Source organism: Desulfoconvexum algidum, from assembly GCF_055382125.1.
Genome location: NZ_AP042394.1, coordinates 3,388,583 through 3,415,251 on the forward strand (window position 1 = coordinate 3,388,583; position 26,669 = coordinate 3,415,251).

Consider the following 26,669-nt stretch of genomic DNA (forward strand, 5'->3'; position numbering starts at 1 on the left):
AAATGAATGACGACAGAAAAATTATTATTTTTGACACCACCTTGAGGGATGGGGAACAATCTCCCGGGGGCAGCATGAACCAGGCGGAAAAACTGCGTATTGCCACCCAGCTGGAAGCCCTTGGGGTGGATGTGATTGAAGCGGGATTCCCCGCAGCCTCGGAGGGGGATTACAAAGCCGTCAAGGCCATTGCCGAAACCCTGAAAAAAACCCAGATAGCCGCCCTTTGCCGTGCCAATGAACAGGACATCCGCCGGGGGTGGGATGCCGTTAAGGATGCTGTCAACCCCAGGATTCACACCTTTATCGCCACCTCAGAACTGCACATGAAATACAAGCTACAGATGGAGCCTGCCCAGGTGTTAAAACAGGCTGTGGAATCGGTAAAATTGGCCGCCTCCTTCACCAAAAATGTGGAATTTTCCGCCGAAGACGGATCAAGGTCCGATCGGGATTTTTTGTGTACGGTGTTTGAATCGGTCATCGACGCCGGTGCCACCACCATCAACCTTCCGGATACCGTGGGGTATGCCATTCCCGAAGAATTCGGAGAGCTGGTCAAATATGTCATGGAAAACACCTCCAACATCGACAAAGCTGTTTTAAGTGTTCACTGCCACAATGATCTGGGGCTTGCAACTTCCAACACCCTCACCGCCATTAAAAACGGGGCCCGCCAAGTGGAGGTCACCATCAACGGCATTGGAGAAAGAGCCGGCAACACAGCTCTTGAAGAAGTGGTCATGTCCCTTGCCACCCGGCCCAATTTTTTCCCCCATACCACAGGGATCGACACCACAAGGATCTACCCCACCAGCCGACTGGTTTCCATGATCACCGGCATCCTGGTCCAGCCCAATCATGCCATTGTGGGGGCCAATGCCTTTGCCCATGAAGCCGGCATCCACCAGGACGGGATGTTAAAAAACCCCATGACCTATGAGATCATGAAACCCGAGACCGTGGGGATCAACAAAAACAGCCTGGTATTGGGAAAACATTCCGGCCGCCATGCCTTGAATGCCCATATTCAGACCATGGGCTACAACCTGTCAGAGGATGAGCTAAAAGTGGTATTTAAAAAGTTCAAAAATCTGGCAGACAAGAAAAAAATCATCCAGGACGAAGATATAGAAGCCCTTATCAATGAAGGAGTCCTCCGATCCTCGGAAGTTTTCTCTTTGGAATACATCCATGTCTTGAGTGGCAATACGGTATTTCCCACGGCCAGTATCCAGCTGAACATTAACGGACGACCTGTCCAGGGCGCCACTGCGGGCAGCGGACCCATTGATGCGGTTTACAACATTATATCCAAACTCACCGGCACCAAGTCCGAACTGCTCAGGTTTACCATCTCCGCCCTGACAGAAGGCACCGATGCCCAGGGAGAAGTCACGGTCCGCCTCAAGGAAGACGGCGTCACAGCCCTGGGTAAAGGAACTGATCCGGATATCATCACCGCAGCAGCGCTTGCCTATATCAACGGCCTCAACCGCCTTGAGTACCTGAAAACCAATCCCCCGAAAGAACAAGCCCCTCTCTAAGCGGATGGATTAAAATGCCAAAGGGCGGGGGATCCCTCCCCTGCCCTTTCAACCCCTCTGGCCAAACCTCAGCTCCCAGCGCTTACTTTCCGGTAAATTTGGGTTTTCTTTTTTCCATAAACGCTGTTACCGCTTCCATCAAATCATGGGACGGGATAATATTGGCACTGATGGACGCCACATATTTGAGGCCATCATCAATGGATTTTCCCACGCCAAAATTCAATACATCCTTGGATGCCTGGACTGCCAGGGGCGAGTTTTCTGAAATCTCCAGAGCCATTTTCTCAGCTTCAGCCAACAGGGTCTCATAATCCTCAACTACCTGATTGACCAGCAAAATTTTTTCTGCCCGTTCCGCCGTGATATTTTTTGCAGTAAAGGCAAGCTCCCGGGTAATGCCCTGGCCCACGATCAGCGGCAGCCGCTGGAGAACCCCCACGTCGGCAACAAACCCCACGGCAGCTTCCTTGAGGCAAAATTTGGCATCCTTGGTGCATAGCCTTATATCACAGGCCGTGATCATATCCAGCCCTGCCCCGATACAATACCCGTGCACAGCGGCAATGACAGGTTTCCTGATCTTTTCCATGGCAGTCATGGTTGCCTGGAGGGGATATATTTTTTTAAGCAATTGCCATTTCACCCCGCCCTTTTGTTCGGCATCCATGAGCTCGGGCAGCTCCCCCATCATCCCCATCAAATCAATCCCCACACAAAAGTCAGACCCCTTTCCGGCCACAATAATGACCCTCACCTCCGGATCATCGTCCAGTTCAGTAAATATGGCCGGCGCATCCTTCCATGCCGGCGCATGCATAGCATTTTTCTTTTCCGGTCTGTTCAGATAAACCCATGCAATGGGGCCTTTTTTTTCTACGAGATAATAGGCGCTTGTACTCATTTTATTCTCCTTTTTTATATCCATCAGTATTTGAATATTAGTCAAATTATTTGGGGTTGAGGGGAAAAACTCAAAGAATTCAAGTTTTTCCCGATTGCTTTTTTTTTGTTTTCCTTATATGGATTACTTAGCTTATTCTCTCACCGCGATCCATGTAATGGAAAGAGCGGAGCTATTTCTTTATCTCCCCCCTAAAAATCAAGGGGACTCCTTGATTCTTTGAGTGTTCTTGACCGAACCGTATGGGTGTAGATCATGGTTGTTCTTACATCACTATGTCCTAAAAGTTCCTGGATAGTACGGATATCATAGTTTGCTTCCAGCAGATGGCTGGCATAAGTGTGGCGAAAAGTATGGGCAGTTGCCCGCTTGGTTAACCTGGCTTTTCCCACTGCTTTTTTTATGGCACGTTGAACATGGGTATCATGCGGATGATACCGCCTGTTCTCTTTTAACTCCTTTACAAAGGTCAATGATTTGGCAGGAAAAAACCATTGCCATATAAACTCTTTTCCTGCCCCCTTGTATTTTTTTTCCAACCGGTCAAACATAAAAGCACCATCATAATTATCAGCTAAATCAATTTGATGTAAAGTATAAACCCGGTTCATATGGGCTTTTAACTCTGGCGCTACAATTTCAGGAATGGGTACGGTTCTGACCTTTTTTCCTTTTCCATGGACCGTCAATATTCCCGCATCAAAGTTAAAATTATTGATTCTGAGATTAAGACCTTCAAATAACCTCAGTCCGCACCCATATAATAATTTACCAACAAGGTCATAGGGATAAGATAAATTATCCAAAACCATGTGGACCTCATTTTTTGAAAGCACCACCGGTATATAAGGCCGTTTTTTTGCCCTGACAACCCCGTCTATCTTCCCGAATTCTTTACCAAGAACATGACGGTAAAAAAATAATAATGCGTTAAATGCCAGATTCTGTGAAGAAGCGGATACATTCCGTTCCACCGCCTGGTATGTCAAAAACCTTTTCACATCATTACTATCAAGCAGTTCAGGGTCTTTTGAGTTTGTAAATGTCTGAAACTGAATGGCCCAGTATCTATAGGATTTTAATGTCTTGGGCGAATAGTGACGAACTTTTATTTCATCGGCTAAGGTGCTAAAGGCTTCTATCCATGCCTGTCTGAAATTAAGATTATCTGCCGGATAAGGGGTCGAACTCTTTGCCGATTCCCCGGTTAAATATTTTTTTTGGTTTTCTTTAACCACGACCATTTCACTTTGAGTATCAACAGCCGTTTGATGAAACGATCCAGAAGACGTTTCAGAAGAACCAATTGAATAAAACAGCTGAACCGCATTAAACGCCTGCCGCTGTTGACCTGTGTTTTGCTTTTTCGATCGAAGTTTTTCAATAAACCGGGGCAGGTTGCTGGTAGCTGTTTTTTCAAAACCATATTTATGACAAAAATCCAGATAATAGCGCAGCCATTTTACAAAAGAATACTGCTCATTTTCAGGCATCCTGTTGTTATTCAATATGCCGCTGTAATTTTTTAATAAAATGGGTTCAATTTGAATCATTTGGAACTATCCAATTTCTGTATAACCACCGGATTTGAGTGTTATACTGTTAGCAAACAGCATAACATTCCCCAAAAATAGTTGTCAAAACATATTTTGCCGGTTAAAAATAAATGTTATCCGACAGCGGAGTTATACAGAAAAAAAACTGTTAAACTTCTTCTTAACCAGAACACCGGGCGCGGTATGGACAAGCCACTACATGTAGACAAGCTAATGAGCTAAACATTGCATTTCATGGGGACGGAGAAAAATAGAGGGAAATGATGGAAAATCAATATATTAAAGTCTTTATAGAATTGCTAAAAAATCCAGACAACAGGTTAGCTATTGCGTTAAGCGTTATAGCAGGAATTCTGCTCTTTCTCTTTGGTTTCCTTAGCAAATCCTTAAAATCTTTTGTTACTCAGATGTTCAAACATTTGGCGTCTTTATTTCTTTTGCTTACTGGAAAATCAAAAATTACAAAGATTGAAATAAACGAACATAAAAGTAAATTCCCAAAAAGCAAGGAACCAACTTGGTATAAATCATATACTGAATTAGTAGAGGCCTTAACTGATTTTAGCACTGTAGTCTGCATCGGTGCTAATGGATCTGGACGGACGCAGATAGCTATCTCAGCTTTAAAAAAAATAGGTTTCCCTAATAATGCTAATGATGAAGGTTGTTCATATGTTCCAATTGATGCGGGGCAACATGAAAATATTCAAAGTATTTTAGCAGTTATAATGGAGGCAACGAAAGTATCCTATTCCTCTGAAGATGGAATTCTGAAAAGAATTGAAAGAATTAAACTCACTTCCCAAACAAAATATTGTTCGATATTAATAAAAGATATTGAAAAGATTTCAGACCAAGATCGTGAATTTCTTGAGGACCTACTTCAAAATGTATCAACCCGATTTAAAATAGTATTAACATCATCAATAGAAATAAGAGAATTCTCTGGATTCAAAAGAATTCAAATGAAACAACTTGATCTTAATGATATCAGATTGATGGCCTTGAACGAAAGGAAATCTACTGATTTCCTAATAAGCGACATTGAGATTAATACTTTGATAAAATGTACGAACAGTCACTTTTTTAGTTGCCATTATATTATTAAAAATTCCGGAAATAAAAATGATTTTGAAAAAAACCTTCAGGAGCTTTCTAATCCTAATGGTATCCTATTCAATATTGTTAAAGATGCATGTAATTCTCTTTCGAAAAATCAAAGGAGAGCTATTGTATTTATAGCCAGATTCGGTGGAAAATCAACTTGGAATTTGCTTAGGAAAGTCTTTGAAAATGCAGAAAATGATATCGATCAGATACATAAAATTTTAGAGTCGTCACCAGTGATATATTTAACTGGAGATATCGTTAATGGGCATATTGAAATAGTTAAAGATGCGAAAAGACTTATTGAAGAACTTTATAGAAAAGAATTTTCTTTTATTCGAAGCAACATTCCCCAGAAACTAATCCGTTTTTTTAACAGTTTTGATGAAATTAAGGGCCAGCATCAAGATTATTCTGGTTTTGAGATTGATCGTTTTATCGTTGGTCCATTCCTAAAACTTTTAATTAAAAGGAATCAGATAGACAATGCTTTAGATCTATATAAGGCGACATGTGAATTGATGTTTAATAGGGGCTTTTTTGAGCAGAGAATTTCAATAGGTTCTGAACTTTCGGAAATATTAGAGTCTCACGATCGTTTATGTGATGCATCTTGGGTGATCTCTACCTATTCATCAGTAAAAACATTGATAGGGCAACCAGCGATAGCAAGAATTGAAATAGAAAAAGCACGCGACATTGCAATCACTGGCAATTGTCAAAACGATATTTTAAGGGCAAATCGTGCACTTGCTGCAACCTATTACAGAGAAGGTAAAGAAAAACAAATAGAGGCTAAGCGCTTAGTAACAGGTGTAATCAATGATGCTAATTCAATATCTGACAGGAACAATCTTGTTGATGCCTTATATTTATTAATTTGTATAAATATGTATAACTTCGATTACGATGATGCTGAAATAAATATAAATAAGATGATTTTTGAAAGCGAGCAAGGAGAATGGTATAGAGGCAAGGCTTATGCTGTTTTAGAAAAAGCAAAATTGTTATCGATACAAGGTAATTTTGCTGATGCAAAAGAAGAAACCATAAAGGCATTATCAGTCGGAGAAAGATACTCTGATCTTCGTCATGTGGCACGTTGTAAGTTGGTTTTAGGAAAAATTTTAATGGCAGCCAATAGGAAAATTATTTCTCGAGAATTTGCCACAGGTCAGTCACTGGTAGATGAGGCACAATCCGTTTTTTTTTCCTTGAAAATGGATAATGAATTAATAGAGGCTCAGAAAACGATAAAGTCTTCTCGAAAGAATTATCCACTAACAAAAATGGCTTACGAAGATAGACATTCCGACAAACCTATAGGCGGAGATTAGGGCTTTGAACTTAGCTTTATTGGAATTACTTTAATTAAAAAATCTTATAAAATTGGTTATCAAAAGGAGAAAAGATGGATTTGAAAAAAACGATGTTAAAAAGTGTGAGAGGAAATGTAGCGATCTATTCTTGTTCCAGCAGGGTAAATGCCCATGGGACGCTTCTTTGTCTACATGGAGGACCTAATGGAGATCACCATGGTAATGAAAATGTGTTTGATGAAATATTATCATATTCGATAGACATGGGCTTCAATTTTGTAACATTTGACATGTATGGCTCTGGAAATAGCGATGGGAACCAAATCGATTTTGATTTATCCTCAATGCAAGATGATTATAAAACTGTTTTAGCATTCTGCGAAGATAACTTTGAAGATCCAATCCATATAATAGGAGAAAGCATGGGTGCAACTGTTGCGGTCATGAATTGGTACCTTAAAGCAAAATCTAATATTCTACTTTGGCCTGCATTTGATTTGGCTGACACGGATCTCGAACCTTATCTTTCCGGGAGTTGGCAGAAAATGGCTAAAGAAAAGGGTTCTGTTAAAGACGGAGATTTAGAGATGGGAGCATCCTTTTTAGCAGAAATTAACAATTATGACTTTAATAAATGTTTTTCATTGCCGGATATACCAACTTTGATGGTTCATGGAAGAATGGATAATGCAGTACCTTTCAATCAGAGTATTCGTGCTTCGACAGAATCTCATGGTCCAATTACATTATATATACATCCTAAAGGTGATCATGGTTTACAAAAAAAAGATGAGCGTGAATACACACATGGAGCAATTCGAAAATGGCTATCGGACTTTTAAGCACACCTTCTTTAACGTTTTCTATCTCATCCAAGAATAAGCACATAAAAGAAAAGTACTTAAAAGTAGCTAAACATAACGCTAGAAATACGCTTTTAAGATCACATTTAAAATTCAATGGCCTTAACAAATTAAACCTTTTTCGAAGAATCAGTAAACTGAATAATCGTTTGTGCCTTTTTGTATTCTGTGTTGAATACTCTAATTCGTTAGATACATTTGTAATTCAAGATGAAGAAAATAGTGCTATTTCTATTGATGACTTTTTCAATACTCTTTCAAACAATCAAATTCCTACATACTGTTTGTTCTTTTTATCGAGTAACCCTAAGAAATTATTATCTGAACTAAAAAAACACCACAAAAAACCCTTTTTTTGTATTTGTTGTCTCGGATATGATCTAATGCTGCCTGTTATTTCAATAGCATGTGAAATAAACAACTGGTGGGGATGCAAATCTTTGATTCATAAAGATATTTACCTTAAACATATATATTGGTGTATTCAAAATGTGTTAGGAAAAATTAAATCTTTCAACGGTTCGAACTATTTTTATCTGTTTGGAGTACAACCCAATAAAATCCTTTGGAGAGGTGGGCAAATTTACACCAAAGAGATTGACTATGATAAAATATTAACAGAAAGTCGTGTCGAACAAATTTCTGATACTTTAAAAAGAATACTTGATGAATCTTATAATAAAAGATCCATAGACACAGCACCCCAAAAAAATCGGTCAATCTCTCAAGCCTTCCTGTGGTTGTGTGAAATTGGTGATGAATATGAAAAAAACTGGTTTTTCTTAACAAGGTTTTTTGAGGATACATTCACAAATCGATTCAGAAAAATTGTACCCAAAGATTTTTCTGTAAGACCCAAAAAAAATATTGATGAGGAGAAAATTCAAATTTTCATACAAAATTTTTGTTCTGTAACAGGCGGGGAGTATCAATTTGGAACTTCAATAAACGAGGAAGAAAGTGAACCTCCGGCAGCATTCCATATTAGAAATATTAATCAATTTAAAATATTTGTACACCCGATTACTTTTTCTGATTGGCTGATTTTTTCATATCCTCTGCCGCATTGGGAAAAATACAATAATTGTCTACAGAAACCAGTGGTTAATGTAAATGCGATAGAAGCAATGTTGTTTGCACAAATTATACAAAACAGTTTAAAAAAAATCGATAGATACAAAAATTGTCGTGTAAGCTTACCCACAGAATTCGAATGGGAAGCAGCAGCTCGTGGTAAAATGGCCTTCGAATATCCATGGGGCAATGAATTTAACCTGGACCATTGTAATTGCAATTTAGCGTTTGGATATGGAACAAGTGACGTCAATTTATTTTCCCCTGCTGGAGATAGTCCTTCTGGTTGTCAAGATATGGCTGGGAATGTAAGAGAATGGACATCATCGTATGCAGGCATAAAAGGTTTAGACTGGGCTATATACAATACTGACCCCATCATTAAAAATTTGGACTCTATTGCAGAAAATGACAGATTGATAATTCGTGGCGGAAGTTATTCTTATGATTCAATTTGTGTTAAAACTTGGGTCCGTAATACAAACATTGCGGTAAGAAAAGATACCCATACAGGATTTAGGCTCGTGCTTCTTGGTAGCTAAATATAATGTGCTTTTTTGTACTCATTGGATAATTAAATCAGGATTGAGGAAGTAATGAACAAAATTAGAATAGGGATTGTAGGTGTTGGGAATTGTGCGAGCTCATTAATACAAGGGTTACAATACTACAAAGAAGAGAATGCTGAACAGCAATTTGGCCTTATGCATTGGTCCATAGGTGGTTATCACCCATTTGATATTGAAGTCGTTACTGCTTTCGATATAGATGAACGAAAAGTTGGTAAAGAAATAACTGAAGCAATATTCGCACACCCCAACTGTACTTTTACTTTTTGTAAAAGTCTTAAACCCACTAATGTGTATGTTCAGATGGGCTCTAAACTTGATGGAATTTCCGAGCATATGGGGGATTTTGATCCACAGCAAAGTTTCGTTGTATCAAGTCAAAGGTGTTCAACGAAGAATGAAGTTATTGATATGTTAAGAGATAATCATGTTGAAATCTTATTGAATTATTTGCCCGTTGGTTCAGAATTAGCTTCATATTTTTATGCAGAATGTGCATTGGGAGCTGGCTGTGCATTCATTAATAATATACCAGTTTTCATTGCTTCTGATCCAAAATGGGTAAAACGTTTTAAGATGGCAGGTCTCCCTTTAATCGGCGATGACATTAAGTCCCAAATCGGGGCTACTATTGTACATCGTACTCTCGTAGATTTGTTTAACAAACGTGGCGTCAAATTAGAACGCACATATCAACTCAACACTGGGGGTAACACGGATTTTCTTAACATGCTAAATCGAGATCGCTTAAAATCTAAGAAAAAGTCAAAAACTGAAGCGATTCAGGCAGTAACTGCTAACCGACTTCCAGATGAAGATATCCATATTGGCCCGAGTGATTACGTCCCTTGGCAAAATGACAATAAAGTTTGTTTCATCCGAATGGAAGGGAAAATGTTTGGTGATATTCCCTTAAATTTAGAACTAAGATTATCTGTTGAGGATTCTCCAAATTCCGCTGGCTCCGTTATTGACGCCATTCGATGCGCTAAGCTTGCATTGAATCGGGGGCAAAGTGGAGTCATTGAAGCACCATCAATATACTTATTCAAACACCCACCAATTCAGTATACAGATAATGAAGCTTACCTTATGATGGAGGCTTTTATAAAGGGTGATTGAGAAAAATATTCCCATCCCCACTTCTATTCAGAAACTAACATAGAATCTTAAAGTTCCTTTTTAAGATCAATTTATTTAAAAAAAACAGGATTCAGGTGCGTGTATATGGAATTGATCGACATCGCAATTAAAGCCGCCAATAATGGAGGGAAGATTTTAAATGATTTTTATAATAAAAATAAAACAATATTTCATAAAAAAGAAAAAATTGATGCTTCAAGCGTGGTTACAGATGCAGATTTGCTTTCAGAAATAGAAATTCTTAAAGTTTTAAAACACTTTACACCAAACTATAATTTTTATTGCGAAGAGCAAAGTTATCAAGACAATAATTCTATATATACTTGGTGCATTGATCCTCTTGATGGGACATCAAATTTTATAAATCAGATTCCTATTTGGGGAATCTCTATAGGTTTATTGGAAAGAAATAAGCCTATATTAGGATTATTGTACTTCCCATTAATAGACAAATTGATTTACGCAGAAAAAAATAAGGGTGCTTATTCGAATAAAATTGATAAAAGATTACAAGTCTCTACAAAAGATATTCAGAACTCATTGTATTTTGCAGGTGGAATATATTCAGGGAAGCATCAGGTATCCTTTGAATTGATGCACAAAGTTGCTTATACAAAAATATTTGATTGTTCTTGTTTTGAACTATCACAGATAGCTACGGGCAATGCAGAGATTTATATAAGACGTAACTCACTCCATGATGTTGCTGCAAGTATATGTATAATTCATGAATCGGGAGGAACCACTTCCGATTACTTAGGCAATCCTTGGCAGCCTAAATCTAAAGGTGTTGTTATCACAAATGGTTATTCTCATCGTAACGTTATCGATATTATTTCAACGACAAATTTTACTTTTTGAAAAATATTAAACAAAAAAAGTCCGTTGGTCTAGCAAACGATTTAAATTGTTTTGACCTAATCAAATTAAAATTTTAAGTTTGATAGACTTTATTAGGAGAGTTTCATGGATGTAAAAATATTCTTGGCTTATTCAATAAAACTTAATTCTGATGGTAATTTCAATATAGTTAGTGCATTGGAAAAAGAGATCAATATCCTTAATAGTGAGTACAGGAAATATAAATTCATACTTTCACATTTTGAGATCAGTGCTCCTCTTGGTATGAACCCATTGGGACCGCAAGGGCAAATTGATCCAATCATCCAAAATTCAGAAATTGTAATATTCGCTTTTGGCAAGACTATTGGAAATGGCATATTACACGAAGTAAAAGTCGCGCTTGATAGACCAGAAGAAAATAGGAAGAATACATGGTTCTTTTTTCCTGAACAGCTACCAAGCCCACAAAATATTATAGAGGCTGAGAATGCTGTGACTTTTCACAAACTCCAAGACGAATTATGGATGAAAGGTTTGTTAGGGAAGTATACAAACGTGGACAATTTAATCTCCAAAGCCTGCTCAAATCTTCGTAAGTATATCACTTCTCCTACGCAGGTTATTCATCACTCACCTTGCAAAGTTGTCCATCAAACTGAAAAAAATATATTTGTTGGAAGAGAAGATCAGCTATCCCGTGTCAAATCATTTCTAACGACTAAATTTCATAATTATTTTGCAATACAAGGCATCGGTGGAATCGGGAAAACGACATTAGTCAAGCGGGCTATTGATATGTCGATCGCTGAGGGTCACGTTAAGCATTCTGTGTGGATTGATTTAATAACCCCATACAATGACATTACAAACTTGCTAAATTTTTGTTATAATCAATTCGCTAACTCATTGAATTTTGATATATTTGTGAAAGATAGTGTTCAAGCAATGACTAATAATTTTCTTGTGCATATTAACCGTATAAAAAACCCCACCATCGTCATTTTTGACAATTTAGAAAAAATCAAAAATAAGGATAATTTCTTATCAAAAATAAGGGAACTGGTAAAAAGTTTACCCAGCAATTTCAAATTTATTTTTATTTCTCAGCAAGATTTGAGTTTGTTTGATCTCTGTGAACCTAAATCAATCGATCCACTGGATCGACAGGAATCCAAACTTCTTATTGAACAGAAACTAGCGATAAGTGGTAACCATAATTTAAATGAATCTCAAGTTAATCAAATATGTGCTAAGTCAAGTGGTATTCCATTGTTAATTGAGTGGATGGTTGAGATCGTTCTTTTGAGCCGTGATGGTGACAAAGCACTAAGCTCATTTGGAACTAACTTGCCAGAAACATTTGTCAAATCGATAAGCCAGATGCTTACTGGTTTGGACCACACCGCGCGGAAGGTTTGGGATTATATATGGGTGGCATCAAAAAACCAGTATCACCTTCGATCAGGCGCCATCAAAGTGTTGTGTCAAAACGAATCGGTTCAAGACATTTTATTTCGTTTAGAGTCTTTTCCATTAATAACCTCACGCCGTAATTATATCACTACTATCGAAGCGCTCTCTATCGTATATGACATGCTCTCTCCTTCGATTTCAGAGGAATTAATACAAGAAAACATTGCCGCCTATTATTTGGGAGTTGTATCGACAAACCTCAAGCTACGCATTGAGTCTTATGAGAAAACAGAAATATTTCACGAAAACCTGAAGGATAAAGATAACTTTATTAGAGCATTTGAATATTATTTAAATAAGGCTGAACGTTTCAAAGGGGAACTCGGTTATAAATATCGTATATTCCTTTATCAATTTTCGACAAATATTTCCTGGTTTTTATGGATTAATGGCTTTGTAAATGAACGAATTAATTATCTTACAAAGGTAATTGAAATAGCAATTAAACATGAGGAAGAACCCGAAAAATGCCTTTTTAACATTAACGATGTCGCTTGGACATACTACCATCTTGCTAAAATCCATGATGCCAATCGAATTTTGAAATACGTTGATCACCCCATGATTCAGATTGTTCAAAAAAGCAATATTAGATATAAGGCGATGATTAATCGTCTCAAGGCGAATATAATAATCAAGGAAAGAATACAGGACATTAAAAAGGGAGTGAATACAAAAAAACAAGTTGGACAGAGTCCTGTTGATTTGCTGAACGAATCCCTTGAAATTTTTAAAGATATAGGGGAAGACCGACGTATCGCGTCAGTGCATAGTGAGTTAGGTTACTATCATTTTTCTTTTGAAAACTATGATGCAGCACTTGAGAGCTATACAAAATCGCGGGATCTTGCACTTCAAATAAATGAAAAGCATAGCCTCCCAATTTATTATTGGCGTGTGGGGGAGACATTTTTAGCCCTTTATAAAAAGCATAAAAAACGAAAATATTTGAATGAAGCAATTAAACAGTTAGAAAAGGGTTTGGAAACATCAAAGGATTTTAGAAAGCAAATTGAGGCTCACATCCGCACTCGTCTTGCTGAAGCTTTGTCCTTTACGAATAATAATAGGGGGAATATTTCTGAACACCTTAAGGCTGCTGAGGATATTCTACGTGAAATAAATGATAAGAACGGATTAAAGGCACTTTTCAAAATGAAAGAGAGCCTAAATGTATAAACATTTAAACTTAGGGGTTCGCCCTTTCAATATGTTCTAAAATTGAAAACGATTAAATTGAATAAGCTATTAAGCTGTGTACGAATTGAAGCTTCCGCCCCAGGTCGTGTTGATTGTGGAGGCACTTGGGATATTAAGGCTTTGGCGCTCTGTAAAGAACGGCAAAAGCCAGTTACAGTAAACATTGCGTTGGATTTACGGACGACTGTGGTATTGTTTCCATATGATCCCAAAAAAAACTGCGTTGATTCTGATAGTTTCGAAAAAGAAGAATACTTCGCTGAACTGCAGCGTTTTGACACACCGCTTGGATTGGTTTTTGCTATCATTTCTTTCTTTAATGTCTCTGGAGTGAGGATTTCGATCATCTCTGAAATCCCTTCACGAAGTGGATTAGGAGGATCTAGCGTTATAGCGGTTGCGGTAATTGGTGCTTTGTCAAAAGCCTTAAAACTGGCCGGGCACCCTATTTCCATCTCGAAACGTAAAATAGCGATATTAGCTCACAATATTGAAAGTGGGACACTGACAAGTAACACAGGGCTGCAAGATCAACTTGCTGCTTCCTTTGGTGGCGTAAATTTGTGGACCTGGCGTTATAGTGACATAAGCGTCCCCTATATTAGACAAGTGCTTTTGAATCGAAAAGAATACAAGGAATTTCAAAAACATATTCTTATCGCATATACAGGGGAAGACCGTAGTTCCACAGACATCACATCCCAATATATCAAATCTTTTCTTGCAGGAAAAGATCATGAAAAATGGCTGGAAATTAGGCAGTTAACAGAAAAATTCTCAACAGCCATTCGCAATCAAAGTTGGACAGCAGCCTCAAATATATTAAAAAATGAGTCACAATTACGTGAAAAGATTTTGCATAGGGATTATTCAGAAATAACTAAGGCATTAAGAGAGGCTGTTAGCCACCATGGATGTGGTAGCGGGTTCACCGGAGGAAACCATAGTGGATGTATCTGGGCGATCGGAGACAAAGCATCAATAGCCAAATTAAGTGATACTTGGAAAACAACTTTAAAGATGTCTGAATACGGAAAAATACTTTCCAATAAAATATCTGAGCAAGGATTGATAATAAAATGTTTGAGTCGACATGGGGGGCGAATCAAGCGAAACAATGTAATTCATTGTTAATGCGGGTAAAAAAATCTGAAACCTAAAAAAGCATATCTTCGAAGATATAATATCAACTATTTCATAGAATCTAACGAATAAGGTTAGATTGTGTAAGCGGAGCGAGCCACAATCTGAACCGTTTGTTGGACAAGCCCGGTCACACCATATATAGAAAATAGCTTTTTGATCTTTTTCGAGGCAGGGTCGCCGGATCAGGCGGATGTGGGACAGGGCCGGTTCTTTTTTCGAAAAATTGATCTTTGAAATAGATTCATCAGATTATAGAGGCCGTTTGAAGCAAAAAAGGCTGTTTTTTGCGCGCAGGTATGCGTTGCCGGGAGAACCGGTTTTGTTTCACGCATAGTGATGTGCGGAGTTTGGATTAGTCAACACCTCCTTTCGGATCGTTCATGCCGGTCAGGCGAGCAGCGGCAGGATAATTTGTGTTTGGATGATTTCCATCTTTGCTCCACAAATGGGACAGGTGATTGCGGGACGTTTTTTCTGTCTGCCAGCAAGCATTCGGAGCGGATTGAACCGCAGTACCACCTGGAGGAATTTAATGAGTTTCTTGCTGCAGGGATGAAGGAATCCATAACACCGGACTTTGTGAAAACCCTTGGGCAGGACATGGTACATGAGCAGATAAAGAAAATTTTCTCCGGTCACGGTCCGTGTTTTGTACTTTTTGGACTTTGCGGGCAGGTAGCGGAAGGTCACCATGCCGTCTTCGCATCGCAGGATGTCCTTTTCCTGAATGACTCCTCGGTAAAGATATCTTCCAAGGTAGATGATGGCCTTGTCGCCGTTGCCGACGCTTTTGCAATGAGCAATCCACTTTTGGGGACAATCCCCGGGCAGTTTCAGGCCCTGATCGACCAGAGCTTCCAGCATCTTTGCCCGGAAGACCTTTGCCATGGCCCTTTCGTTGAAGAGGTATCCGGTCTTTTTTTTCCATAAACCGGTCAGAATATTGATGCTTGCCGCGGGCATGACGACATGAATATGAGGATGATGATTGAGCTCTCGTGAATGCGTGTGGAGTATAGCGGTGAACCCGGCTGTTCCGCCAAGTTTTTTATCGTTCCGGGTGAAGGTTTTTAAGGTTTCCTGAACACAATCAAACATCAGGGAATAGACGATTTTCTGGTGCCTCCATGCCAAGGCCCGAAGTTGCTTTGGGAGGGTGAAGGTGACCAGGTAGTATTCGGCCGGGAGTTGCTTGTCCAGTTGATTTTCGATCCACTGCTGGTTTTCATGGTTCTGGCAATGGGGGCAGTTTCTGTGACCACAGGAGTGGGGAATATATTTTCTTTCGCCGCAGTCATGATCGGTGCATTGTGCCAGCATGTGCGGGCCATGCGTCTGCCTGCACTGCTCCATAGCCCAAAGGGCCTTTTGGTGACTGGGCAGGATTGAATCTTTGTATTGCTCCAGAAAGCCATGCTTGAAATTGTTGATTATTGTGGAAATCAGAATCATTTGACACCTCCCCAGGTAATATCGAAGGTGTCGGTCAAGGAGTTGACGGCCAGAAGGGCGTTGTTCCTGGTGACGGTCGTCAGGTGGGTATACCTGGAGGTGGTCAGGATGCTGACATGTCCCAGAATCTGCTGGAGTTCGACCAGGTCTACGCCGGATTCCAGCATATGGGTGGCATAACTGTGGCGCAGGGAGTGGCATGAAATTTTTTTTTGATGCCGAGTTGCCTGACCACAGCCTTCATGGCGCTCTGAATGCCGCCTCTGTCCAAGGGTGTATTAACCAGATGTGCATTTTTCAGACCCCGCTTCCGGTTCGGAAAAAGGAACTCTGGGTGCCGATGGACAGACCAGAAATCCTTCAAAATCCGTAAAGTTTTCTCCGGCAGGGGGACCAACCTGTCCTTGTTCCCCTTGGCGTCACGGATGTGGACTCGCATATTGGTAGAATCGATATCGCCGGCCTTCAACCGGATCCCTTCTCCAAGACGCAAGCCTAAGGAATAGGAGGTAAAAAAGAAAACCCTATAACTCAATTGGCGCGTGGCATAGACCAGTTGTTGGAGTTGTGCAACAGAAAGAATATCCGGAATCCTGGTGGCCTTTGGCGGTTTAATTAGGGGGATGTCTTCCCAGGTCTTGCTCAGCACTCTGGTGTAAAAGAACTTCAGACCATAAAGGTCGAGCTTGACAGCACTCCAGGAACGACATGCGAGCAGGTCGGTGAAATAATCAAGGAGTTGGTCTGTGGTCAGGTTCTCGACCCGGCAGTCGAAATAGTTGCCGATCCGCCTGATCGCCCGTGAGTAGGCCTCGATGGTCTTGGGTTGCAGGCCTGCCAGTTTTAAGTACTGGAGATGCTTGCGGTAATATTCTTTGAATTGTGGATCATTGGGCATGCTGGTGTTCATTGTAACCCTCCTTTTTTGAAGTAACTGGTCAATGGCGGATGCGTTGGCATCGCCTTTCCCGGTATATTACTATAAGAAGGTAAAGTTACAATATGTTGATTTTTAAAAGAGGTGGGGCTTGCTGTCTCCGCGTAGCGGCTTCGTCCAACAATATTATAAACTCGGATCACAAAAAGCTACACTGCGCTCCATTTTTTGTGTCCGGTTATGGGTTATGACAGACAAGTTATTGGGAGGAACTAGTGGAAAAAACTGTGAAAAAAAAAGTAAAATCTATAGACAAATTACCTAATATACTAAAAGTTAAACCTACAATTAACTCATGTGATGAAAGGACCCCAGAAGGAGGAAGCATCCTTCATTTTAAAGTCCACTTTTCTTGCATGCCTTTGCCAGTTGCCGGACACTGGATCCACATTGGTCTCCGGGGAGGATTGCTGAAGGTAGATGTTAATCCCTTAATAATAAATGATATACAACCTGCCCCAGTAGTTTCTACAGAAATCGAGCTACAGATTGATGAAGCTTACTCAGAAGAAATGAAGGCTACCCCTAAGGCCCCATCTTTAACATCTAAACGAGATCGTAAAGAAAGCTGCCAAGGACAGTTTTGCCAAATTATTGCTGGAGGAGGCCCTTCGACTCCTCACTGGTTTTTTCAAACCTATGATAAAGCAGGCATGCTCATTGGGATTGCTGACAACCTAACTGCTCACTTTAATGAACAAGAAAATCATTTAGGGTGTGGGGCATACTCTTTTGATACTACTGAAAATGACTGGTGCTTTAAAATAGTCCCTCCTTCAAATCTTCGACCTCTCCGAAGTGCATTCGCTAGACTGATCAAGGTGAGGCCCAAAGCTGCCAAAGAAGCAAAATCATTGGCAGACAAATATAGAAATGTTTCAGAGGGAGAATGGTTATGATTGAGTTATACCAATCAGATAGTATAAATGAAATTATAAATATCGACCAGCTTGGTGACACAATAGATGCTATCGAGTGCATTCCTTCGGACGACCCACAAGTACTATTATTTTTAACAGGAATTTCAAAGGTAGAGTTCGCAGAAAGTGTGCCTGAGTTGCCAGTAGAAGAACAAAATGCTTTGATTAAATCTTTGATAGATCACCCAGCAATTAACCAAAATATACTAGAAAAAATTCAATTGTGGGACATACTCAGATTGCCAGAAAAAAAGAAGCTATTAAATCGAGTTTATGACGCTCTGATAGTGCCGCGAAGTGAACTTCATCATCAAGCAAGGCAATGGACTGAGTCTAATGTGTTCTCCAATTTATTTGATGGAGTTAATGAACACACAATTCGTGATACGTTAGGTGAGTTGTTTAAGTATAGCCCTATTTTGGAAGCTCTGAAACCTCTTTTTGAGAAAAATACTAAACCTTTTTTTTCTTCTTCAACAGGACCCGCTGTTCTAACCCCAAATAGGCTCAAAACCGCAGCACTTGTATATGACCAAGTTTGGTCTCCTACCAACCTTCTTGTTCCACCAGAAATTCGTTTTTTTGCCGCTACGGCTGCAGAGAAAAGCCCCAATGGTTTGGCTGTTGCCTTAGAAATGATTATGAATGAATATCCTGCACTACTTGATTCAAGTAACCTTGTATATTCTGGCTACAACGCCGATGAAAGTCTGCCTACCGCGAAAAAACAAAACCTTCTAAATTATCGACGCTTAAGTGCAGTAACTAAGATCTCTGAAGGGTGTTACTCCACACACGGACTTCTCGTAGAACCTATGATGTCAGTATCAGAACAAGACAAGCCCTCTTCGGCGGTTGGTCCAAAGGTTGATGTTGTACAAGCAATTCTATCTAATTTGAATATAGTTGACGAAAAGAGCCTGAAATGGGATCAAGTAATTGAATTTCGTCATGATGCTGATTCTATAAAGAAGCTTCGAAAGTTATTTCGTTGGGTTGACCAAGAGTTAACGCAACATTCACCAGAATTTGTTGAGGATATGCTCGCCATGCGCATTCATGAATATGAATGGGCACTAAAAAAACATGGAATCGCAACAGTGACAGGTGTGTTATCTTCAATTTTAAGTTCAAAAACTATAGCATTACTCGGAGGAGCTGCTTCAGTTGGCTCCTTGATTGGAATACCCAGTGCTGCACTATTTGCTGGGGCCGGTATAATGATAGGGAAGGTTATTGTTGGGCTGAAAGATAATTATATTAGCGCTCAAGATTTACATGAACAACACGCCGACATTGCTTTTATTAGTGATATTAAAAACTTAGGGCACAATAATGAGTAATTCTTATTGATAATAGAGAAATAATTTACCCATAGTTAACGTTATGGCTGTAAATTAATTTGCGAGAATGAAGTGGCCTAAATAACGAATTGATTAAAATAATTCAAAGTGGGTCTGGGCGCCACAAGATACTGAAATAATAACTAATTACATCAAAAAACACCCTCGAAATCGTTTTAGGTTAACAATTTTGGCCCCAAAAACAGCACTTTAAGAATCGTAAACTGATTTTAACAACCCAAATACACACGGGCAAGCCGGTGATTTGGAAATGTTGGGCGGAAATGAAGAGGTGCATTCATGGCAGAGAATACAAGTGTTGATCCGGCTGGCCTGCGGGAGCTTCTCGAGGCGCATCTTTCACGTGTCGAGAACGATTGGCCCGCCGGCTATGCTGGCGACTGGGCGCGTAGCTTTCTACGTCGCTTCCGTACTGAGCTGCTGGAGACCGTTTGTCGGCTCGGGGCCGGGAAGATGGACGAGTCCCTGGCAGACGGCGAGCGCCATACCACCGAGGTGTCTCAGTCTAATACTTTCGTTTCAGTGTCGACGTTTCCTTGTGGACTCGAGGAGGCTCGGCGCACCTATTATGCAGGCGGCTATTTCGAGTATCTGAACTCGATGCTTCGTATTTCGCGCAACGATAATCCAGCTTGCCACTACGTCCACATTCAGTTTTTCTGCGACCGCCACTACTTCTGGGCGCAGTTCACACTATTCCCGAACAAGAAGACACTTGGATTCGCCCCGATTTACACTCAACCTGTCGATCTTCTCACAATGGAGGAACGCCAAAGGATTGGCCTCGCATGAGATTCGCGGGTTGGGTTAGGTTCTGTAGCCGTGGGCGAGTGCGGCCCCCGGAAAAAGCCGCACCAACCGAAAGCCATCGGTGGCGGCTAAGCAGCAGTCTGATAGGCAGCCACACCAAGTACCTGGAGGAGGCATTGCGATTCTCATTGCCGGCAATTGGCATCGTTTTCGATTGGGATGTGCACGGCTGTGCCGATCCCATCGAGTTATTTATGAAGCTAACCGATCCGAAACGACTCGCGATATGCCTGATTGCCAGTGGGGATGTGCGGCGGCCAGAAACTGAAATTGTCAACAGTCATTTCGATTACTGCGTTGCTGTTTTCGGACCTGTAGTGTCCGTTGCGTACGTCCGAGAATTCTTCCTTACGCTCGATATTTCAGGCCTTGCGCCACGAAGCCGCCGATTGATCGAACAACCTGTTCTCGACCGCCTCGGACTAACCGAGGACGGCTATGGGCGTTTTGTGACAGAGGATTGGTATCGTATCGTGCACGACAGGTGCAAAACGTCGGGCTGGGGATACACCCCGCGCATAGTAAACTGTGAGCTCTCTGCAGAACTGCGTGCTAAGTTGGACGAGCTTTGGCTCCCATGTTAGGTGGCAATTTTGGGTGAAGAACAACGCGTCATTCGTGTCTTCGTGTCGTCGACGTTTCTCGACATGAAGGCCGAGCGGGATGAGCTTATTCTTCGCGTGTTCCCGAAACTGCGCAAGATCTGCGAGTACCGTGACGTGACGTGGGGGGAGGTCGATCTTCGGTGGGGCATCACCGAAGAGAAGGCAGCTGAGGGCAAGGTTCTGCCCATCTGCCTTGAAGAAGTTAGACGCTGTCGGCCGTACTTCATCGGCCTGCTGGGTGAACGCTATGGGATGGTGAACAATGAGTATCCCAAAGAGGTGGTGGAGCGCGAGCCCTGGCTCTGGGAGCACATCGAGCAGGGCAAATCGCTCACCGAACTTGAGATTCTTCACGGCATGCTCAACAACCCCTACATGGCCCAGCACGCCTTTTTCTACTTCCGTGATCCTGCCTATTCGGATCGGCTCCCAGCTGATGTAGAACGTGCGGATTTCGTCAGCGAGGACGAGACCGAACACGACAAGCTCACGGAGCTCAAAGCTCGCATCTTCGAGGCATCGGAACGCAAGTTCTGCTCGCTTCGTCAGGAGCACTTCCACGATGCGAAGCAGCTCGGCCAGTGGATCCTCGAAGACTTCACTGCGCTGATTGACTGTCTCTACCCAGACCAGGATAAGCCCGACCACCTCACCCGCATGCGGATGGTTCACGAGACCACAGCACGCAGCAAGGCCCACGTCTATATCGGGCGGCAGGAGTACTTCGATCGCCTCGACACCTTCGTTGCGTCAGAGGCTCCCGATCTCCGCCCGCTGATCGTGCTGGGTGAATCCGGTTTGGGCAAAAGCGCCCTGCTGGCCAACTGGGCCTCGCGTTATCAGAGCGAGCACCCTGACGAATTCTTGCTCACACACTTCATTGGCGATAGTGCTGACCATATCAGCTTGCTCCGCCGGATTATGCTCGAACTCAAGGCCCGCTTCGAACTGACCGACGAGGTGCCATCCCAACTCGATATGATTTGCGACGAGTTTCCCAATTGGCTCACACAGGTCGCCAGTCGGCACAGGATCATTCTTGTCCTCGATGCTCTCAACAAGATCGAGGAACGTGATAACGCTCAGCACCTGGGCTGGATGCCCCGCATCTTTCCCAAGAACGTCCGTCTTATCGTCTCGACGCTCCCCGGTCCGTGCTTCGATGCACTCAAGGCGCGCGATTGGACGCAGGATACAGAGACCCTGACGGTTAAACCCCTCACGAAGGACGAACGCCGCGAGTTGGCCCGCCAGTTCCTCAAGGCGTCCAGTCGCGAATTGAGCACGGCCCGCCTCGAGCGACTTGTTGACTCTGAACAGACTGCCAATCCGCTGTTCCTGCGGGCGATGCTTGACGAACTACGCGTCATGGGCGAGTACAAGAGGCTCGATGAGCAAATTGATGACTACCTCGCTGCCCTCGACCCCAAGGCCCTGTACGTCAAGATCATCGAGCGGTGGATCAGCGTTTACTCCGAGGGCCGAGACCTGGTCGAGCGCAGTCTTCGACTACTCTGGGCGGCCCGACGGGGGCTGTCCGAGGCCGAACTGCTTGACCTGCTCGGTGATAAAGACAAACCCCTGCCCCGTGCACTATGGACGCCTTTTTTCCTCGCTGCCGAACCAGCACTCGTCACAAGATCAGGACTGCTGGGATTCGCGCACCAGTATGTCCGTGAGGCTTGTTACCTCTCTCTCTTGAACGAGGAACAGACGCGGCTTGCAACACACTGCGAGCTTGCTGACTATTTTGGCGACCAAGAGGGAATGACATTGCGTAAAGCGGACGAATGGCCATGGAACTTACTTCGCGCGCACAGGCATCAAGACCTCGTCAATATACTGGTTGACATGTGGGTCTTGCCGCCTTTAGCTCGGTTAGCCTATACCGGCGTTCTGAGCTACTGGCGAAGTCTTTCTACTCACGCCAATATAGTGCAGAGGTACGACGCAGCGTGGAGTCGTGCTGCGGAAACCACCAACTACGACATATCACGGATTGTGACGGAGTACGCCAACACGATTGGACGGATTATAGAGGACTGCGGACACTGGAGCGAAGCAGCGATTTTTTACAAACGTTTCATGCACCGGAGAACGCTTGAACACGATTCTCAGGGATTGTCCGTTCAGGTCGCACGGCGCAACTACGCATCATGTCTAGTGAGGTTGGGAAAGTATTCGGAAGCTGAACCCCTACTTAGTATTGCTTTGAATGAACTTGTACAGTTAGTGGGGATTCATCACCCTGAGGTATTAGATACCGCATCGGATCTCGCACTTGTCCTACGACAACAGGGCGACCTTGATGGCGCGCAGAATCTACACCGCTGGGTGCTCGACGCATCGCTGTTCGGAGTTCTGCCATCAAGACCCGCCTCACTTTACGCGCTCGCTTTTGCTAAGTTTCTACGAGATTGGGATGAGAAGGAAGAGGCATTGCAGCTCGCCCAACAAGCCGCCGAATCATTGACGATGATTCTTGGTCCAGAGGCTCACGATACACTCCTGGCAAAGCTTGAGGTGGGTGTGCTGGAGTGTGAACTGGGTGACGTCAGCAATGGTATCCCCACGCTATCGCAAGCTGCTGCCGTTCTTGTGAGTCTTCTTGGAGCTGATCATCCCCAGGCTCAAATCGCAGTTTCAGCTTTGGATAGATGGACTGTACGCGAATAATTAAACACCCCCGAACCTATTGGAGGATCTACAAATGAACAATGATGATGTCCATAGTAGGGAATCACCAGCAAAGATTCACGTCGGCATGACTTTTGATGAAGTATGTGCAGCTCTGGGCGGCCCGCCAGATGGCACGAACCCAGGATCAGAAATGCTGGGCGGTAAAGGAGAGGTGACGGGCATATTCACTTCGCCAAGTGGAGTAGCAGAGATGCGATCAAGCCTCTTCTTCACGAAGTTCTGTGTGTGGCGTCGCCTGGAGGGCGATTACTTTCTGACGTTTGTGCATGACAGACTCGAAAGAGTCACTAACGCGCCAGATGGTGCGGTAGTAAAACGGCCTGAATCAACCAAGCGCCGTTTGCCGACTCGCTTTGTCTTGCTCGTTACAGACGGCAGCGCTGACAGTCCGCTGGATGTGCTCAACACGATGTTCCGGGAGGGCGAATTGGTGCTACATCCCGAAGCCTTGACGTATGGTGAGGTCGATGCCGAAATGGCTATTGATCTGCCGCTTGAGCGCGTGATTGCATATGGTCTAACTCGTGCCCTGATGATGGTGGAGAAAAAAGGGAAAGACGATGACTTCCTCGACACCCACACGTGCACTGTCAAACGATTTCGAAGGGCGAGAGGGCCCGGTAGTGCAGGTGTACTGCTCACTATCGCAGGGCCGAGCGATGATCCTAACTCGTTCCACTGTGTGAAAGTAGAGAGCGAGGGTAGGCGAGACGTCTGTGGTAAGTGCGGAATCACGGAAAAAGAACGACTCAAGGAGTGGAACGCGCCGGCGCCGCGAGGTGTGGTGAAGATTGGTAATGGAGACCGTGGCGCATTTATGTACTGTGAGCAGTGCCGACGGGGGATATGCGGAAGATGTTCGATCGATCTTGGCATGTCGGCGGGATGCCCGCTGTGCCAATCGGAACTTGTCTACATGGATGGCGGACGGCAATAGTGGGGCATGACCGCCCAACCATGCTCTTGCAGCGGAGCGCAAAAAACGCGCCCGCTGAAGAGCGCCGTTCGAAAAGTAAAATTTGAATGAAAAATGGAACCATTGAAAAAATTAAAGAAGGAAATATAAGGAGATAAATGTGAATCCTAAATTTAGAGCCATCCCACTGACAATATTTGACATGTTTGCAATTATAATTCCTGGTTGCGTATGGCTGATCTTTTTTGGCTCAGCCTGGGGTATTTTAGTTGACATAGTAGGAACCAACCCTCCAGTTATATTATCACCCTTCTCTACTGTTGTTACTTTTTTAAAATTTTTGTCCAGCCTTGGCACTGGGCTTGGCCCATTTATTTTTATTATGGCAAGCCTTGTAATTGGATATTCGATAAAGCCTTTTGCAATGAGAATAGCTGAAACTATCACATTGCCATTCATCAAACTTCATCCAGATAATTGCAAAGCTACGAATAAGTCTCTTCGTTTCCCGTAACCGCACTGCCCCCATGCTTCAGTCACCAGTTGCGGCGCTCAGGTTTTTTCCCAGCATGGCCTTATCCTCCGAGCTGGCAGGAAAAGATACCAGGGAAAAATGAAAATTTAAAGACTTCTTTAAAAAAGGTCAAAGGAGGCTATATTTTACACAAAGAAAGGTATTCTATCTGGTAAATTAAATTTTAAATGTAGCTTAAAAAAAGGGGAAATCGGTCTTGACATGGGGTCCACTTTAGGGTTATCCTCTCAGGATCCGTATCGTAACAATTTGAGAAGGCCTCACTGTCTTGAGGATTATCGGGCACTCACCCATCTGGCAAAAAGACTTTCAATGTAAATTGCCATCGGGATGATGATGTGTGAATGGGACCGGACAGACTTTTTAAAAAATATCCCTGGTGCCTCATGGATGGGGAAGTCATGGAACAATAAAAAAAACAGAGGGCGACACCTCGATCTGGCCTCCCATTATTTAAATAATTATAGTCACCGGCTTGAGATTGCCTTACATGGTGTCGGGCATGAATTTTGGCAAGAGGGGCAAATGGAACGATCAGAATTCCATTACAATGATGGTAATATGAGACCGGAAAGCTTTTGAATTTTTCAGGATACGTCATTTATGGCTGATATTTTTATAAGTTATGCAAGTGAAGACCGAAATAAGGTTAAACTATTCGTAAAAGCATTCGAAGATCAAGGCTGGTCAGTGTGGTGGGATCGCAACCTTTTGTTTGGTCGTCCATTCGATCAAGTGATACGCACAGAGTTGCGAACTGCTGGATGCATTGTTGTTGTTTGGACCGAGAATGCAGCGAAATCTCTTTATGTCATTGGCGAAGCTCGTGACGCAGTCAGGACTAACAATCTAATTTCAGTCTTTTTCTCGTTGCCAAGTACCGAAATTCCATACGATCTCCAGGCAATAAATGGTGTGGAACTGATGCACTGGGATGGGAATACCTCTACCCCTGACTTCAGGCGGTTATTGCGAGGTATCTCCGACATAATTAGCCAAGTGCCACAGAACAAAACCAGTGAAGAGACAGATCCAAAATTTGATACAGGGGGGGGAAAGATACCCAATGCTGGAATCCAGCAACAAGATCCCAACATCCCTCCAATGGAAGATAAAAAGAACAGAAATATTGATACCGAAAGAAAGAAAAGTGAATTACTCCCTGTCGATCCTTGTAAAAAAGCACCAAGATTATGGTTGCTCAAATTGATGACTAGCATTTACTGGATCATTGGAGGGGCCATTGGAGGAAACATAGCAGGAGTTATCGCTACCGGAAAACGCATAAGTTTACAAACTACAGGGATGATAATAGAACCAATCATTGGTGGCATTGGCGGTTTTATTATCGGGTTGATCCTGCTGCGAATATTTCCCAAATTTAATTTAAGTCATGTGTTTTTTACTGCCATCGGCTGGACCATTGCAGGTGCCATTGGTTGGTTCATCAGCTTGGTCATCACTGTCGGTCTTTTTAGTCTCAAACATTATGTGAGCATTGACATTTATATGATTATTGCTGGAGCTATTGGAGGATGCGCAAGCTGGGCTATTGGGGGGGGGGTGCTGTTTTTCTTGCTTGATAGGTTACAACAGTGCAAAAGGGGATAGCATTTTGAAATTAAATTCTGAGTAGTTGATAAGAGCCAAGTCAATTTTCCCGACCCCAATAGCTAAATGGTGTCT

At 42.5% G+C, this 26,669-nt stretch carries 19 protein-coding genes and 1 pseudogene; 15 read left to right on the forward strand and 5 right to left on the reverse strand.

All coding sequences use genetic code 11. From position 1 onward, the window contains the following. The first annotated feature begins 2 nt into the window (after positions 1–2). Positions 3–1,547 (forward strand): 2-isopropylmalate synthase, encoded by a 1,545-nt coding sequence (locus tag ACZ45G_RS15515; RefSeq protein WP_464179698.1) that lies wholly within the window; start codon positions 3–5, stop codon positions 1,545–1,547. Between the two features lie 82 nt (positions 1,548–1,629). Here the strand turns inward: ACZ45G_RS15515 and ACZ45G_RS15520 are convergent, their stop codons facing one another. Together ACZ45G_RS15520 and ACZ45G_RS15525 are read right to left on the reverse strand one after the other, a co-directional pair. Beyond that, entirely contained in the window at positions 1,630–2,451 is an 822-nt protein-coding gene (locus ACZ45G_RS15520; RefSeq protein WP_464179700.1) for a crotonase/enoyl-CoA hydratase family protein, read from the reverse strand. Between the two features lie 191 nt (positions 2,452–2,642). Then, on the reverse strand, positions 2,643–4,004 hold the full coding sequence (locus ACZ45G_RS15525) for an integron integrase (protein WP_464179703.1): 1,362 nt from the start codon (positions 4,002–4,004) through the stop codon (positions 2,643–2,645). 263 nt (positions 4,005–4,267) lie between these two features. Between ACZ45G_RS15525 and ACZ45G_RS15530 the strand changes: the two genes are divergently transcribed. The 7 genes from ACZ45G_RS15530 to ACZ45G_RS15560 all read left to right on the forward strand — a co-directional run bounded on the left by ACZ45G_RS15530 (position 4,268) and on the right by ACZ45G_RS15560 (position 14,732). Then, complete coding sequence (locus ACZ45G_RS15530; protein WP_464179705.1) at positions 4,268–6,451, forward strand: hypothetical protein; 2,184 nt, start codon at positions 4,268–4,270, stop codon at positions 6,449–6,451. A 74-nt stretch (positions 6,452–6,525) separates the two neighbouring features. Continuing rightward, positions 6,526–7,275 carry an alpha/beta hydrolase gene (locus tag ACZ45G_RS15535; RefSeq protein ID WP_464179707.1) on the forward strand — a complete coding sequence of 250 codons (750 nt, stop codon included), beginning with the start codon at positions 6,526–6,528 and terminating at the stop codon, positions 7,273–7,275. Beyond that, complete coding sequence (locus ACZ45G_RS15540) at positions 7,257–8,912, forward strand: formylglycine-generating enzyme family protein (RefSeq protein WP_464179709.1); 1,656 nt, start codon at positions 7,257–7,259, stop codon at positions 8,910–8,912. Before ACZ45G_RS15535 ends, ACZ45G_RS15540 begins: the two co-directional genes overlap by 19 nt. A gap of 54 nt (positions 8,913–8,966) precedes the next feature. Next, positions 8,967–10,061 carry an inositol-3-phosphate synthase gene (locus ACZ45G_RS15545; RefSeq protein WP_464179711.1) on the forward strand — a complete coding sequence of 365 codons (1,095 nt, stop codon included), beginning with the start codon at positions 8,967–8,969 and terminating at the stop codon, positions 10,059–10,061. Positions 10,062–10,166: 105 nt separating this feature from the next. Then, a complete protein-coding gene (locus tag ACZ45G_RS15550) occupies positions 10,167–10,943 on the forward strand; it encodes an inositol monophosphatase family protein (RefSeq protein WP_464179713.1) in 777 nt (258 codons plus the stop codon). A 105-nt stretch (positions 10,944–11,048) separates the two neighbouring features. Beyond that, the gene (locus ACZ45G_RS15555) at positions 11,049–13,577 is read left to right on the forward strand and encodes a hypothetical protein (protein ID WP_464179715.1); all 2,529 of its coding nucleotides are present in this window, start codon (positions 11,049–11,051) and stop codon (positions 13,575–13,577) included. A gap of 42 nt (positions 13,578–13,619) precedes the next feature. Further along, on the forward strand, positions 13,620–14,732 hold the full coding sequence (locus ACZ45G_RS15560; RefSeq protein WP_464179717.1) for a GHMP family kinase ATP-binding protein: 1,113 nt from the start codon (positions 13,620–13,622) through the stop codon (positions 14,730–14,732). A gap of 399 nt (positions 14,733–15,131) precedes the next feature. On the opposite strand, the gene ACZ45G_RS15565 is transcribed toward ACZ45G_RS15560, so the two are convergent. Beyond that, complete coding sequence (locus ACZ45G_RS15565; RefSeq protein ID WP_464179719.1) at positions 15,132–16,196, reverse strand: IS91 family transposase; 1,065 nt, start codon at positions 16,194–16,196, stop codon at positions 15,132–15,134. Then, positions 16,193–17,106 (reverse strand): annotated as a pseudogene (locus tag ACZ45G_RS15570) (tyrosine-type recombinase/integrase). The gene ACZ45G_RS15565 and the pseudogene ACZ45G_RS15570 overlap by 4 nt, the downstream one beginning before the upstream one ends. Positions 17,107–17,348: 242 nt before the next feature. Here ACZ45G_RS15570 and ACZ45G_RS15575 point away from each other — a divergent pair. The 6 genes from ACZ45G_RS15575 to ACZ45G_RS15600 all read left to right on the forward strand — a co-directional run bounded on the left by ACZ45G_RS15575 (position 17,349) and on the right by ACZ45G_RS15600 (position 24,469). Beyond that, positions 17,349–18,032 (forward strand): hypothetical protein, encoded by a 684-nt coding sequence (locus ACZ45G_RS15575; RefSeq protein WP_464179722.1) that lies wholly within the window; start codon positions 17,349–17,351, stop codon positions 18,030–18,032. Further along, the gene (locus tag ACZ45G_RS15580) at positions 18,029–19,396 is read left to right on the forward strand and encodes a hypothetical protein (RefSeq protein WP_464179724.1); all 1,368 of its coding nucleotides are present in this window, start codon (positions 18,029–18,031) and stop codon (positions 19,394–19,396) included. The genes ACZ45G_RS15575 and ACZ45G_RS15580 overlap by 4 nt, the downstream gene beginning before the upstream one ends. Positions 19,397–19,696: 300 nt before the next feature. Beyond that, entirely contained in the window at positions 19,697–20,209 is a 513-nt protein-coding gene (locus tag ACZ45G_RS15585; protein ID WP_464179726.1) for a hypothetical protein, read from the forward strand. Between the two features lie 146 nt (positions 20,210–20,355). After that, positions 20,356–20,811: a hypothetical protein gene (locus ACZ45G_RS15590; RefSeq protein WP_464179728.1), complete on the forward strand. Its 456-nt coding sequence runs from the start codon at positions 20,356–20,358 to the stop codon at positions 20,809–20,811. A 9-nt stretch (positions 20,812–20,820) separates the two neighbouring features. Further along, complete coding sequence (locus tag ACZ45G_RS15595) at positions 20,821–23,508, forward strand: tetratricopeptide repeat protein (protein ID WP_464179730.1); 2,688 nt, start codon at positions 20,821–20,823, stop codon at positions 23,506–23,508. A gap of 34 nt (positions 23,509–23,542) precedes the next feature. Next, a complete protein-coding gene (locus ACZ45G_RS15600; protein WP_464179732.1) occupies positions 23,543–24,469 on the forward strand; it encodes a hypothetical protein in 927 nt (308 codons plus the stop codon). A 111-nt stretch (positions 24,470–24,580) separates the two neighbouring features. Here the strand turns inward: ACZ45G_RS15600 and ACZ45G_RS15605 are convergent, their stop codons facing one another. After that, on the reverse strand, positions 24,581–24,907 hold the full coding sequence (locus ACZ45G_RS15605; protein WP_464179734.1) for a hypothetical protein: 327 nt from the start codon (positions 24,905–24,907) through the stop codon (positions 24,581–24,583). Between the two features lie 679 nt (positions 24,908–25,586). Between ACZ45G_RS15605 and ACZ45G_RS15610 the strand changes: the two genes are divergently transcribed. Further along, entirely contained in the window at positions 25,587–26,594 is a 1,008-nt protein-coding gene (locus ACZ45G_RS15610) for a toll/interleukin-1 receptor domain-containing protein (protein ID WP_464179736.1), read from the forward strand. Positions 26,595–26,669 lie beyond the last annotated feature (75 nt).

What these genes read in the sequence shown, in the direction of transcription:
- ACZ45G_RS15550 (WP_464179713.1), top strand. Translation starts at nt 10,167, where the DNA reads ATGGAATTGATCGACATCGCAATTAAAGCCGCCAATAATGGAGGGAAG.
- ACZ45G_RS15605 (WP_464179734.1), bottom strand. Translation starts at nt 24,907, where the DNA reads ATGAATGGCAATGTGATAGTTTCAGCTATTCTCATTGCAAAAGGCTTT.
- ACZ45G_RS15555 (WP_464179715.1), top strand. Translation starts at nt 11,049, where the DNA reads ATGGATGTAAAAATATTCTTGGCTTATTCAATAAAACTTAATTCTGAT.
- ACZ45G_RS15530 (WP_464179705.1), top strand. Translation starts at nt 4,268, where the DNA reads ATGATGGAAAATCAATATATTAAAGTCTTTATAGAATTGCTAAAAAAT.
- ACZ45G_RS15610 (WP_464179736.1), top strand. Translation starts at nt 25,587, where the DNA reads ATGGCTGATATTTTTATAAGTTATGCAAGTGAAGACCGAAATAAGGTT.
- ACZ45G_RS15565 (WP_464179719.1), bottom strand. Translation starts at nt 16,196, where the DNA reads ATGATTCTGATTTCCACAATAATCAACAATTTCAAGCATGGCTTTCTG.
- ACZ45G_RS15545 (WP_464179711.1), top strand. Translation starts at nt 8,967, where the DNA reads ATGAACAAAATTAGAATAGGGATTGTAGGTGTTGGGAATTGTGCGAGC.
- ACZ45G_RS15520 (WP_464179700.1), bottom strand. Translation starts at nt 2,451, where the DNA reads ATGAGTACAAGCGCCTATTATCTCGTAGAAAAAAAAGGCCCCATTGCA.
- ACZ45G_RS15535 (WP_464179707.1), top strand. Translation starts at nt 6,526, where the DNA reads ATGGATTTGAAAAAAACGATGTTAAAAAGTGTGAGAGGAAATGTAGCG.
- ACZ45G_RS15585 (WP_464179726.1), top strand. Translation starts at nt 19,697, where the DNA reads ATGGCAGAGAATACAAGTGTTGATCCGGCTGGCCTGCGGGAGCTTCTC.
- ACZ45G_RS15515 (WP_464179698.1), top strand. Translation starts at nt 3, where the DNA reads ATGAATGACGACAGAAAAATTATTATTTTTGACACCACCTTGAGGGAT.
- ACZ45G_RS15600 (WP_464179732.1), top strand. Translation starts at nt 23,543, where the DNA reads ATGAACAATGATGATGTCCATAGTAGGGAATCACCAGCAAAGATTCAC.
- ACZ45G_RS15540 (WP_464179709.1), top strand. Translation starts at nt 7,257, where the DNA reads ATGGCTATCGGACTTTTAAGCACACCTTCTTTAACGTTTTCTATCTCA.
- ACZ45G_RS15580 (WP_464179724.1), top strand. Translation starts at nt 18,029, where the DNA reads ATGATTGAGTTATACCAATCAGATAGTATAAATGAAATTATAAATATC.
- ACZ45G_RS15525 (WP_464179703.1), bottom strand. Translation starts at nt 4,004, where the DNA reads ATGATTCAAATTGAACCCATTTTATTAAAAAATTACAGCGGCATATTG.